Origin of the sequence: Colwellia sp. MB3u-8 (assembly GCF_014076985.1) — a bacterium.
Lineage (GTDB): Bacteria > Pseudomonadota > Gammaproteobacteria > Enterobacterales > Alteromonadaceae > Cognaticolwellia.
Genome location: NZ_JACGVA010000030.1, coordinates 66414 through 78724 on the forward strand (window position 1 = coordinate 66414; position 12311 = coordinate 78724).

At 39.8% G+C, this 12311-nt stretch carries 12 protein-coding genes; 8 read left to right on the forward strand and 4 right to left on the reverse strand.

Annotation, left to right across the window (positions count from 1 at the left end; all coding sequences use genetic code 11):
• Positions 1–21: 21 nt before the first annotated feature.
• Together nusA and rimP are read right to left on the reverse strand one after the other, a co-directional pair.
• Positions 22–1518, reverse strand: coding sequence for a transcription termination factor NusA (nusA, locus tag H4J54_RS00510; protein ID WP_182137681.1), 1497 nt, complete (start codon positions 1516–1518; stop codon positions 22–24).
• Between the two features lie 29 nt (positions 1519–1547).
• Positions 1548–2009 (reverse strand): ribosome maturation factor RimP, encoded by a 462-nt coding sequence (gene rimP / locus H4J54_RS00515; protein ID WP_146878039.1) that lies wholly within the window; start codon positions 2007–2009, stop codon positions 1548–1550.
• A 680-nt stretch (positions 2010–2689) separates the two neighbouring features.
• Here rimP and rsxA point away from each other — a divergent pair.
• The 7 genes from rsxA to nth are packed head-to-tail and all read left to right on the forward strand — an operon-like array spanning position 2690 to position 9201.
• Positions 2690–3271, forward strand: a complete 582-nt coding sequence (gene rsxA, locus H4J54_RS00520) for an electron transport complex subunit RsxA (RefSeq protein ID WP_081153075.1) — start codon at positions 2690–2692, stop codon at positions 3269–3271.
• Entirely contained in the window at positions 3271–3825 is a 555-nt protein-coding gene (gene rsxB, locus H4J54_RS00525) for an electron transport complex subunit RsxB (RefSeq protein WP_182188887.1), read from the forward strand. Before rsxA ends, rsxB begins: the two co-directional genes overlap by 1 nt.
• A 12-nt stretch (positions 3826–3837) precedes the next feature.
• Positions 3838–6069: an electron transport complex subunit RsxC gene (rsxC, locus tag H4J54_RS00530; RefSeq protein WP_182188888.1), complete on the forward strand. Its 2232-nt coding sequence runs from the start codon at positions 3838–3840 to the stop codon at positions 6067–6069.
• Between the two features lie 9 nt (positions 6070–6078).
• Positions 6079–7143, forward strand: a complete 1065-nt coding sequence (gene rsxD, locus H4J54_RS00535; protein ID WP_182137677.1) for an electron transport complex subunit RsxD — start codon at positions 6079–6081, stop codon at positions 7141–7143.
• A complete protein-coding gene (gene rsxG, locus H4J54_RS00540; protein WP_182188889.1) occupies positions 7143–7784 on the forward strand; it encodes an electron transport complex subunit RsxG in 642 nt (213 codons plus the stop codon). Before rsxD ends, rsxG begins: the two co-directional genes overlap by 1 nt.
• Positions 7781–8485, forward strand: coding sequence for an electron transport complex subunit E (locus H4J54_RS00545; RefSeq protein ID WP_182188890.1), 705 nt, complete (start codon positions 7781–7783; stop codon positions 8483–8485). The genes rsxG and H4J54_RS00545 overlap by 4 nt, the downstream gene beginning before the upstream one ends.
• A gap of 53 nt (positions 8486–8538) precedes the next feature.
• Positions 8539–9201, forward strand: coding sequence for an endonuclease III (gene nth, locus H4J54_RS00550; RefSeq protein WP_182188891.1), 663 nt, complete (start codon positions 8539–8541; stop codon positions 9199–9201).
• 201 nt (positions 9202–9402) lie between these two features.
• Here nth and H4J54_RS00555 read toward each other — a convergent pair whose 3' ends face one another.
• Positions 9403–9639, reverse strand: coding sequence for a LysR substrate-binding domain-containing protein (locus H4J54_RS00555; protein ID WP_259366967.1), 237 nt, complete (start codon positions 9637–9639; stop codon positions 9403–9405).
• Between the two features lies 1 nt (position 9640).
• On the reverse strand, positions 9641–10549 hold the full coding sequence (locus tag H4J54_RS00560; RefSeq protein WP_182188892.1) for a homocysteine S-methyltransferase family protein: 909 nt from the start codon (positions 10547–10549) through the stop codon (positions 9641–9643).
• Positions 10550–10901: 352 nt separating this feature from the next.
• Between H4J54_RS00560 and H4J54_RS00565 the strand changes: the two genes are divergently transcribed.
• Positions 10902–12254: a GH1 family beta-glucosidase gene (locus H4J54_RS00565; protein ID WP_182188893.1), complete on the forward strand. Its 1353-nt coding sequence runs from the start codon at positions 10902–10904 to the stop codon at positions 12252–12254.
• The last annotated feature ends 57 nt before the right edge of the window (positions 12255–12311 follow it).

Consider the following 12311-nt stretch of genomic DNA (forward strand, 5'->3'; position numbering starts at 1 on the left):
CTATATAATTCTCCCGGTGAGTTATTCTTCGTTAAACCAACAAATATTACGTGCAGCCATAATTAGCTCGCCCGCTTTGGTTTCATCTAATTCTTCAATGTCTGATATTTCATCAACACCTTGTTCAGCAAGATGTTCTAATGTTGTAATACCACGACTCGCTAATACAAACGCTAAATGACGTTCTAAACCGGCAAGATTTAATAAATCTTCTGCTGGCTCTGAACCTTCAAGTGTTTCTTCACTGGCTAATGCTTGCGTAGTAATTGCCGCTTTTGCACGTTCGCGCAATTCTTCAACCATGTCTTCATCCATGCCGTCAATATCAAGCATTTCAGCAACAGGTACGTAAGCAATTTCTTCTAACGATGTGAAGCCTTCTTCTACTAACATCAAGGCAAAGTCTTCATCAAGGTCTAGCTTGTCAATAAATAGCGTTAATACTTTATCGTTTTCAGCTTGGTGCTTTTCGTTCATGTCTGCAACGGTCATGACGTTTAGTTCCCAGCCCGTTAATTGGCTAGCTAAACGTATATTTTGACCACTTCGACCAATCGCCATGGCTAAGTTGCCTTCTTCAACAGCGATATCCATGGTATTTTTATCTTCGTCAACAATGATAGAGGCAACTTCTGCCGGTGCCATTGCATTGATAACATATTGTGCCGGATTGTCATCATATAAAACGATATCAACACGTTCACCGCCTAACTCACTTGAAACGGCTTGTACGCGTGAACCACGCATACCAACACAAGCACCAACAGGGTCAATGCGTTTGTCGTTACTTTTTACAGAAATTTTTGCACGAGAACCTGGGTCGCGAGCTGCGCCTTTGATCTCAAGCATTTCTTCGCCAATTTCTGGTACTTCAACACGGAAAAGTTCAATTAACATTTCAGGTTTTGTACGGCTAACAAATAACTGCGCACCACGTGCTTCTGGTTTAATTTCATAAAGTAAACCACGAACACGATCGCCTGGACGGAAACTTTCACGCGGTAACATGTCATCGCGGTAAATAATCGCTTCTGCATTATTTCCTAAGTCTAAAATAACACTGTCACGGCTGGCTTTTTTCACCACACCTGTGATTATTTCGCCAATTTGCTCTTGGTAAGCATCAACAATAAGACCACGCTCTGCTTCACGTATTTTTTGTACAATAACTTGTTTTGCCGTTTGCGTTGTTACACGGTCAAACTTAACAGATTCGATTTGATCTTCAACATAATCACCAACGTTTAATTCTGGTTCATCATATTGTGCTGCTGCCAAACTAATTTCAGCATACGGGTTTTCCATTGGTGTATCGCTTTCTTCAACGATTAACCAACGACGAAAAGTATCAAATTCACCCGTTGTACGGTCTATACTGACACGAACTAAAATGTCGCCTTCGTATTTCTTTTTTGTCGCTGTTTCTAAAGCGGTTTCCATCGCTTCAAAAATGCTTTCTCGTGGTAATGCCTTTTCATTAGAAACAGCATCTACAACCAGTAATATTTCTTTACTCATGCTAGTTAGCCTTTCTCAGTATTTTAAATTTATTTACGATGGTTATAAACAAGGTGAGCCTTATCTATGTTACTGATAACAAGTTCATATTCTTCGTTATCAACCATTACAATTAAACTGTCGTTTTCAACAGTAACTAATTTACCTTTGAATTTCCGACGGCCATTCAATGGCATTGAAATTTTTACTTCTACCGTTTCATCAACAACCGCTTCGAAGTGCGCTTTATCAAAAAGCGGGCGATCAAGCCCGGGTGATGAAACTTCTAAGCTATATTCACTACTGATTGGGTCTTCTACGTCTAGCATAGCCCCTACTTGACGACTGACTTCAGCACAGTCATCAACATCGATACCATTTTCATGGTCGATAAATATTCGTAAAACCGAGTGGTTACCCGCGCTATGAAATTCAACGCCTAATAACTCCTTACCCGTTTCTTCAACGGCAGGACGTAACATTGCGGTTAGTTTGTGTTCAAATTTAGCCAATCATTTTCTCCAATTTGGAAGAGTCCAGAAACAAAAAAAGGGCATAAAGCCCAGCGATATACCTTGCTGCTATTGCACCTTTTCACAAAGTTAAGATACAAAAAAGCCCCATTACGCGGGGCTTATTCACTGAACCCACGATGTAAACCAAGCAATAACTCTCTTGGTTCTGTATAACAATATCTTAGAAAGTTTACCTAATTGCGATAAAAATCTATTCAGTGAAATATTGCTACATTCAAGCTGCGCGTATTATATAGAATAGCTATTTTTATAGCAAGTTAATTTTCTTAAACACTATAAGGCTAAAGTAGTAAGCTAAGCGCGCGCTCGCGAAAAAATTTACTACAAACTTTACCGACATGAGTATAATAATTATGGTGGCATAATCAATTTGTTGACGACTGCCAGAGTTTCTATCTGGGTAAGCCCAGAGCTATTTCTTTGCTGTAGTGAATTAAACAACCTTAGCTAAAGCCACTGAAATACGGTGGCTTTTTATTTTTTCATTGGATTTTAAAAGCCATTAACTTGTGGCTTCATTGTTTAACTTTACTCGTTTTTTTTCACCACAAGTAATTAACCACACATTAAAATGAATATCCTTACGGTTCGTATGTTGTTTATTGCCAGATAAACACGGATAATAGCGCGAATTTCCACAGTAATGTATTGATCAAATGACTGATTATCTCTTGCTACTTGTTGGCACAGTATTAGTAAATAACTTTGTCTTGGTTAAATTTCTAGGCTTATGCCCATTTATGGGTGTGTCGTCTCGCACTGAAACTGCCATAGGTATGTCGTTTGCGACAACATTTGTTATGACGCTAGCTTCTTTACTGAGCTACATAGTCAATAGTTATATTCTAGCGCCCTTAGGTTTAGAATATTTAACCACAATGACCTTTATTTTAGTGATTGCTGTTGTCGTGCAATTTACTGAAATGGTTGTGCATAAAACCAGTGCAAACTTATATCGCTTGTTAGGTATTTTTCTGCCACTTATCACTACTAACTGCGCCGTACTTGGTGTTGCGCTATTAAACCTTTATGAGCAACATAATTTTTTCGAATCTATAATTTATGGTTTTGGCGCCGCTGTTGGCTTTTCTTTAGTATTAATCATGTTTTCAGCTATGCGAGAAAAACTGGCTAATGCCGATGTACCCGCGCCATTTAAAGGCTCAGCTATTGCCATGATCACGGCAGGTTTAATGTCATTAGCATTTATGGGCTTCACAGGATTGGTTAAGTTTTAATGAGTACAATCATCGCAATATTAGTACTGGGTGTTCTGGCCGCCTTATTTGGTGCCTTGTTAGGTTTCGCTTCAGTGCGGTTTAAAGTACAAGGTGATCCACTAGCTGAACAGTTAGATGCACTGCTGCCACAAACACAATGTGGCCAATGTGGTTACCCTGGTTGTAAACCTTATGCAGAAGCCGTTGCTAATGGTGAAGCTATAAACAAATGTGCGCCAGGTGGTGAAGACACCATTAAAAAAATTGCTGAATTAATGGGTGTGGAAGTACAGCCTTTAGATGAAAATCATGAAGCAGATAACTCACCTAAAGTCGCTTTTATTATTGAAGAAGACTGTATTGGCTGTACCAAGTGCATTCAAGCCTGTCCGGTTGATGCCATTATAGGTACAACTAAGCAAATGCACACGATCATTACTGATGAGTGCACGGGTTGCGATTTATGTGTTGCACCTTGCCCAGTAGATTGTATAGAGATGATCTCAGTTGCCACAACAACACAAAACTGGCAATGGGATTTAAATAGTATACCTGTAGTAAAAATAGATTAAGACGAGGTTTGGGTGGAATCGGTAATTGAACGTATAAAACGAGGAAGTTTTTCGCAGTTTCATGGCGGCATACATCCGCCTGAGCAAAAATTTCTCACCTGCTCTAAACCCATTGCAAGTGCGCAAATTCCTGAACAGTTGATTATCCCTATTCGTCAACATATTGGCCAAGCAGGTAATGTCATGGTCAAAGTCGGTGACAAGGTGCTTAAAGGACAAATGTTAAGTGATTGTGACAGCCCAATGTCGGTGCCGATTCACGCCCCTACCAGTGGTACAATCACGGCAATTAAGTCAATGGCAATCCCTCACCCTTCTGGCTTGAGTGAAGCTTGCATTATATTAACACCTGACGGTGAAGACACTTGGCAACAGCGTCATATTTGTCCTGATTTTCACTCATTAAGCAAAACGCAAATATTAGAAAAAATAGCCAATGCAGGTATTTCTGGTATGGGAGGCGCAGGCTTTCCAACACAAGTCAAAGTAAGCACCTTAGCTAAAATAAATTATTTAATTATCAATGCTGCTGAGTGTGAGCCCTATATCACTGCTGATGATTTATTGCTCCAAGAACATAGCCCAACCATTCTAGATGGCATTAAAATTCTTGACCATTTATTAACACCAAAAAACATTCTTATTGGTATCGAAGAAAATAAAACTAAGGCTATTGCAGCCTTAAAAAAAGCCACCGCAGATACTGACCATATCGACGTTTGTGTTATTCCAACGAAATACCCAAGTGGTGGTGAAAAACAACTGATACAAATATTAACCGGTCAAGAAGTCCCTAGTGGCGTTTTACCAAGCTCTTTGGGTATAGTGATGCAGAACGTTGCCACCTGCTTTGCTATTGCTGACGCCGTTATTAATGACACACCACTGATCAAACGCGTTGTTACCGTTAGCGGCCAAGCGCTAGAAAAACCACAAAATATCTGGGCACTTATTGGCACTCCCGTTGGTTTTTTAACGGGTCAATGTGGCTACAACAATAGTCAAAATAGGCATTTAATCATGGGTGGCCCTATGATGGGTTTTAGTTTACCTCATGATCAAATTCCGGTGATAAAAACCACCAACTGTATATTAGCGCCTAGTGAAATTGAAATAGCCTCACCCTTTTCGTCAACGAGTAGTAAAGAGGTTGAGTGTATTCGTTGTGGTCAATGTGCCGATGTATGCCCTGCACAGTTGCTACCACAAGAATTACTATGGAGTGCAAAAGCAAAAGATCAAGCACAACTTGCAAAGCTTAATCTATTTGACTGTATTGAATGTGGTGCTTGTGCCTACGTTTGCCCAAGCCAAATCCCTTTAGTGCATTATTATCGTGTTGCCAAAGCTGAAATACGTCAGCAAAAATTACTCGATATCAAAGCCGAAAAAGCCAAAGTTAGATTTGAAGCGCGTAAGCAAAGACTTGAACGCGAAAAAGTTGCCCGAGTAGAAAAACATAAAAAAGCTGCCGAGGCGCGCAAAGTCAGAATGAATACAGATACAAGCGCAGCAAAATCAGAAAAATCTGCAGTAGCTGACGCACTTGCTCGCGTAAAAGCAAAAAAAGCTCAAGCCAGCATAAAGCAAAATACTGCTGAGGCTTCTATTACCAGTACTGTTGAGATGACTGCTGAATCAGTTGCACCCGTTGACGATAGTAAAAGCCAAGTGGCCAATGCTATTGCAAGAGCAAAAGCGAAAAAGATAGTACAAAAAAACCAAACACAAATAGAGTCGTTGGATACGCTGCAAAACAACGAGTCACCAAGCTCATCGCAAGCAGCGCCCGTTGTCATTGATAAAAAAGCTAAGCTTGACCTAGCTATTGCAAAAGAAAAAGAAAAAGAAAAAAAACCTCAAGCAGAAACAATATCAGACAGCTCTAATGCTGAAGTTGACGCAACAACAAAAGCATTTCCCACTGAGGTAGTTAACTTAGCATCAGTTTCAGATGACAAAGCCACTCAAACACTAAATAAAAAGGTGAAAGTGGCCGCTGCAATTGCAAAAGCAAAGGCTAAGGCGAAAACTAAAACAGCAGCAAGTTTAGCGGCTGAAACATCGTTTGACAGTGTCGAGCCATCAACAACGCCCGCTAACATTGATGTAGTGCAAGACAGTAATACAGCAGCACAAGCGGATATTGCTGCCACTAAAAAAGCGCGCGTAGCGGCAGTAGTTGCTAAAGCAAAGGCGAAAAAACTAGCCGCTTCATCCAACAAATCAACAACTTCAGAGTAATTAAGCACCATGGCCTTTTGGATAGCAAGTTCACCGCACAATCATCAACAAAATGAAACATCAAGTCTAATGAGGCTGGTGATTTATGCCACCATTCCAGGAATATTTGCACAATGGTACTTCTTTGGCTGGGGTAACTTAATTCATATTTCTTTAGCAGTAGCCGCCGCAATTATCGCTGAGTTTACCGTACTATCATTAAGAAATAAAAAAATAACGCCCCAGTTATTTGATGGTAGCGCCATATTAACCGCTGTTTTACTGGGTATAAGTTTACCTGCCTTAGCCCCTTGGTGGATATCAGTTATTGGTAGCGTTTTTGCGATTGCACTGGTTAAACAACTCTACGGTGGCTTAGGACATAACCCTTTCAATCCAGCCATGGCCGCCTATGTGATGCTGCTGATTTCATTTCCACTGCAAATGACTCAGTGGCAACCACCACTATCATTACTGGCCATGGATATACAATTAACTGACACGCTTGCCGTTATTTTTTCTGGCTATACGCCACAAGGTTATTCAGTTGAACAAATTCGTACCCACATCGATGGTTTTACCATGGCGACCCCACTAGATACGGTTAAAACTAATATGACTTTAGGGTTAACTGTCGTTGAGAGTATGCAAGCGCCAACTATAGGTAAACATTTTGGCGTGGGTTGGGAATGGATCAATGCTGGCTTTTTACTTGGCGGCTTATTTTTATTGAGTAAAAAAGCGATTCCTTGGAGCACCCCCGTAAGTTTTCTATTAAGTTTATTTGTTTGTAGTTTCATTGCCTTTATGATTAGTCCTGATAGCAATGCCTCAACTATGTTTCACTGGTTTACTGGCGCAACCATGCTAGGGGCATTTTTCATCCTGACCGACCCTGTTTCTGGTGCAACGAGCGTTAAAGGTCGACTCGTCTTTGGCGCGCTAGCTGGCTTATTAGTTTTTCTGATCAGAAAGTTTGGTGGCTATCCTGATGCTGTCGCCTTTGCCGTTTTACTCTGTAATATGTCTGCGCCTTTAATTGATCAATATACCCGCCCTCGCACTTATGGCCACGACTTAGGAGTGAAAAAATAATGTCTGAGTTAACGCCTGCAATAAGTAAAAACTCAAAAATATTAGCCTTATTCGCGGTAGCCTGTACGGCAACCGTTGCTTTAGTGCAGCTACTGACAGAAGATCGCATTGAGCTTCAGTCTCAACAACAATTAATTCAACAATTAAACCAAGTTATTCAAAAAGATAGTCATGATAATGAAATGTTCCGTGACTGTATTATAGCCCCTACTGGCAAGGACACAGAGTTGTTAATCGATGTAATTTACCGGGCGCGATTAAATAACATGCCAACAGCTGCCGCCATTAAAACAGTGGCTCCCGATGGCTACAGTGGCAATATCGAATTGTTAATTGCGCTAAACATTGATGGCAGTGTGAGTGGCGTTAGAACATTACTACATAAAGAAACACCCGGTTTAGGTGATAAAATAGAACTCAGAAAAAGTGACTGGATAACCACATTTGCTGGAAAAAAAGTCTTAGATAAAAACGATAATCGCTGGGCGGTTAAAAAAGATGGTGGTATGTTTGACCAGTTTACCGGTGCTACCATTACCCCCAGAGCTGTAGTGAAAACAGTTAGAAAAACCATTGACTACTTTCAAGCTAATCAAAAAGTCATTTTTAATGCCGCCAGTAACTGTGGAGTGGAACAATGAAAATAAATCCAGAATATAAAGCATTAGCTTGGCAAGGTTTATGGAAAAACAACCCGGGCTTGGTTCAGTTGCTTGGCCTTTGTCCCTTATTGGCGGTAACCTCAACGGTTGTTAACGCTTTAGGCTTAGGCATAGCAACCATGTTTGTCCTGATTTGTTCAAACGCCACCGTCTCAGCTATCAGACAATGGGTGCCCAAAGAAATCCGGATTCCAATTTTCGTGCTTATTATTGCCACTTTTGTTACCTGTGTGCAGTTGCTGATGAACGCGTTTACTTACGACTTATACCAGTCGTTGGGTATTTTTCTGCCGCTGATCGTCACCAACTGCGCTATTATTGGTCGGGCAGAAGCCTACGCCTCAAAGAACCCCATTAAGCAATCTAGTTTTGATGGCTTAATGATGGGGCTTGGTTTCTTAGCCGTATTAGTTGTCTTAGGGGCAATTCGTGAAGTTTTAGGTCAAGGGACATTATTTGATGGCGCAAACCTGCTTTTAGGACAATGGGCCACAGGGTTACGCATAGAAATTTACCAGCTTGATAGCCAGTTTTTATTGATGATATTACCGCCAGGTGCATTTATTGCCATGGGATTTTTAATCGCAGGTAAAAATGTTATTGATCATAAAGTAGCACAAGCAAAGCCTAAAAAATTAGAACAAGCGATTGAACGTGTTCGTGTAAACTTTGAAAATTAACTAAGCACACTTAAATAAGCATACCTAAATGAAAATAATAAAAAATATCTCTGATGAATAAAGCAACACGACTAGATATGTTAACTCGGTTGCGAGACAAGGACCCTAGCCCAACCACAGAGCTTAATTTCTCCAGTGCTTTTGAGTTATTAATTGCGGTGTTATTATCCGCTCAAGCCACTGATGTCAGTGTCAACAAAGCCACTGACAAACTTTATCCTGTCGCTAATACACCACAAGCACTGCTTGACCTTGGTCTGGATGGCTTGAAGTCTTATATCAAAACCATAGGTTTATTTAACACCAAAGCAGTAAATACCCTTAAAACCTGTCAAATGATAATCGATTTGCATGGTGGTGAAGTGCCTGAAAATAGAGCGGCCCTTGAAGCCCTACCCGGCGTTGGCAGAAAAACGGCTAATGTGGTACTCAACACAGGTTTTGGTTGGCTAAAAGATAATGAGGGTAAATACTTTATTGCCGTTGATACCCATATCCAACGCGTCGCTAACCGCACTGGCTACGCCAAAGGCAAGACAGTAGAAGAAACAGAAAAAAATATCATCAAACACACGCCAAGAAAAACAGAATTTTTCTTTAATTTACATCATTGGCTCATTCTTCATGGCCGCTACACCTGCATAGCTCGCAAACCAAAATGCGGTTCATGTATTATTGAAGACTTATGCGACTTTAAAGACAAGACTGAAGACTAAAAGTTTACTTAACTTATTTAAGACCAGTACAAGTGCAATATTAGCCATTGAGCTTAAGATTTTATCGTTAACGCCAGTAGCGAAAGTAGATAAAAACCACCTTGTTAATCCTGCTATGTTTTTCAACACTTTGCTAATAACTTAGCGGTTTTTATTGACAAACTAAACCCATCAAACTGCCTATGTGTTAATGACAATCACTTAGCCGTCTAATTTAATTATCTGTAATTTTTGTTTCATAAAATCGATAAACATACGGTTTTTATTGGGCATATATTTACTTTGTACATACTGCAAACAAATATCACCGTGATAACTACATTGTAACTGCCAGTCTTGTAATAGCGGGATCAACCTTCCCGCTTCAAGCCCTTGCTGCGCGGTGTAATCTGGTAAAGAGCCAATACCAAAACCCTGTTCAATCGCATCTCGACGCATTTCACTTAAGTTCAGCTAATTTTTTGATATGTGCCGGTGAAATCCCACAACAGCCACCGATAATAGAGGCACCAGATTTAAGCCAAGATGATGCAAATTCGCTATACGTTTCTGGTGAAACATCATCTCTGATACCAGAAATACCATTATTTTTATTTGCTTCGTGTAGCTCACCAATGGCTGGAAAATTATTAGCGTACACACCCAGCTGAACTTCGTTTTCAATTCCTTGATCTAATAACGCCTGTTTAGCGTTAATAAGTGCGGTCTGCATTACTTCGACACAGCTACAATTAAATAATATTGCCGAAACATTTTGCCCTGCAATTTGGCTAACAGCATCATAAACTGACTCTCCTGAACGTAGAGTCGACTCGGTGGATATTTCATCTTTAACAGTAAAGGCAATCCAGGTAGGTTTGCCGGTGACAAGAGTGCGAGCCTTGATCATTGCCGCTTCTGCGATAGAAGATATCGTTTCGGCTAGCCATAAATCTACATCAACGTCCTGATTTTTTATTAATAACTCAAGCAAGGGCTGCGCTTGTGCGACTGAAAAAAGATCCGGTCGGTAAGAGCCTAACACTGGCGGAATACAACCCGCGACTAACAAACCTGAATTATCCTTGACGCACTCTCGTGCTAACCTAGCGGCTAGTTTAATGAGCTCAACCCCTTGTTCGTTAAAGCGTTTCTCACCAAGATGAAAAGGCACTAACGCGTAGGTATTGGTAGTGATAATTTCAGCACCGGCCTTGATAAAGCTACGATGCACTTGAGAGATAAAATGTGGCGCTTCAATTAACGCTTGAGCTGACCATTCTGGCTGTTGAAAAGGGGCACCAATACGTTGCAGTTCACGGCCCATACCACCATCAAGAATTATCGGTAATGTAAAGGGTAATTTCATACTCATTCTTTCGTCTGTTATCTATAAAAATAACAGCAGAATAACCATGCGGTTGGCGTAAAGCAAGCGTAAATAGGACATTGATAAAATTGTACGCTTTGCGCTTTTGGATGTTGATCTCTAGTAGCAAGCTACTGACCTAGTTAATTAAAAACATGCCCTTGCCTACTTAAATCATATAAAAATCATTATACGGGCATTAGTTACCCTATTATTTACCGAAAACAGATTGACCTTTAATATCAATAAAGCTAAATTGAAAGCGCTTCCAAATACTAAAAGAACTGAAAGTTCTAAAAATCACTAACGCTAACTAAAACCACTAACAATAAATCATTAAGAATAAATAACTATGAAATTGACTTTACCTTATAACTCAAAAATGAATTCAACAGATTTTATTTATGGTGTTGCTACTGCCTCATTTCAAATCGAGGGCGGTATCAAACAACGATTGCCCTGTATCTGGGATACATTTTGCTCTTTAGAAAACACTATTGTCGATGGTTCAAATGGAGACGTTGCCTGTGATCATTACCATAGATGGCCTCAAGACATCGAAATGATTGAATCTCTCGGCGTTGATGCTTATCGTTTATCTATTTCGTGGGGAAGAATTGTTAATCAAGATGGCAGTATCAATGAAACAGGTGTCGCATTTTATATTGCCTTGTTAGATAAATTAGTTGAGAAAAACATTAAATCCTTTGTTACGCTTTATCACTGGGATTTACCTCAACACCTTGAAGATAAAGGGGGTTGGTTAAACAGAGAAACGGCTTATGAATTTCAAAAATATACAGAAATAGTGATTAAAGCATTTGGCAATAGTGTGCATTCATATGCCACGTTAAATGAGCCTTTTTGTAGCGCTTATTTAGGCTATGAAATTGGCATTCATGCACCAGGTATTAAAGGTAAAGAGTTCGGTAAAAAGGCAGCTCATCATTTATTACTTGCGCATGGTTTAGCGATGCAATCACTTAAAAAATTAAGCCCGAACACACTTAATGGCATAGTACTTAATTTTAGCCCTAGCTACCCTGCTTCCCAAGACCCCGCGGATATAGCAGCAGCTCAGTTCGCCGATGATTATTTTAATCAATGGTATATAAAGCCTATTTTTGATGCTCAATATCCAGAAATACTGTCGCAACTGCCATTATCACAACATCCTGATATTATTGCAGGTGATATGGACATCATTGCGGAATCTGTTGATTTTTTAGGTATTAATTATTATACACGTGCAATATATCAAGCTGATGAAAATGAAATATTTGCTCAAATTACCCTTAAAGATGTTGCATTAACCGATATGGGTTGGGAAATATATCCATCAGGGTTTTCTGATTTATTGATTTCTTTAAATGCCAAATACACCTTACCCCCTATTTATATCACTGAAAATGGCGCCGCAATGCCTGACAGCATCAAAGATGGCAAAGTAGAAGACGCCCACCGAGTCGCTTATTACCAAAGCCACCTTAACGCGGTAAATACAGCCATTGAATCAGGTGTCGACATCAGAGGTTACTTTGCTTGGAGTTTAATGGACAATTTTGAATGGGCTGAAGGCTATTTAAAAAGGTTTGGTATTGTCTATGTCGATTATCAAAGCCAAGAAAGAACAATAAAAGCCAGTGGTTATGCCTATCGTGATTTAATCCATCAACGAAATAGCAATTACTTATCAAATAGTTAATTGAAAAATATAATATTTTAAACACCATTATTATTAAAATAAATGTTATTTCCATAT

Coding starts and splice junctions, on each gene's coding strand:
- rsxB (WP_182188887.1), top strand. CDS start 3,271: ATGAGTACAATCATCGCAATATTAGTACTGGGTGTTCTGGCCGCCTTA.
- H4J54_RS00545 (WP_182188890.1), top strand. CDS start 7,781: ATGAAAATAAATCCAGAATATAAAGCATTAGCTTGGCAAGGTTTATGG.
- rsxG (WP_182188889.1), top strand. CDS start 7,143: ATGTCTGAGTTAACGCCTGCAATAAGTAAAAACTCAAAAATATTAGCC.
- nusA (WP_182137681.1), bottom strand. CDS start 1,518: ATGAGTAAAGAAATATTACTGGTTGTAGATGCTGTTTCTAATGAAAAG.
- H4J54_RS00565 (WP_182188893.1), top strand. CDS start 10,902: ATGAAATTGACTTTACCTTATAACTCAAAAATGAATTCAACAGATTTT.
- H4J54_RS00560 (WP_182188892.1), bottom strand. CDS start 10,549: ATGAAATTACCCTTTACATTACCGATAATTCTTGATGGTGGTATGGGC.
- H4J54_RS00555 (WP_259366967.1), bottom strand. CDS start 9,639: ATGCGTCGAGATGCGATTGAACAGGGTTTTGGTATTGGCTCTTTACCA.
- rsxD (WP_182137677.1), top strand. CDS start 6,079: ATGGCCTTTTGGATAGCAAGTTCACCGCACAATCATCAACAAAATGAA.
- rsxA (WP_081153075.1), top strand. CDS start 2,690: ATGACTGATTATCTCTTGCTACTTGTTGGCACAGTATTAGTAAATAAC.
- nth (WP_182188891.1), top strand. CDS start 8,539: ATGAATAAAGCAACACGACTAGATATGTTAACTCGGTTGCGAGACAAG.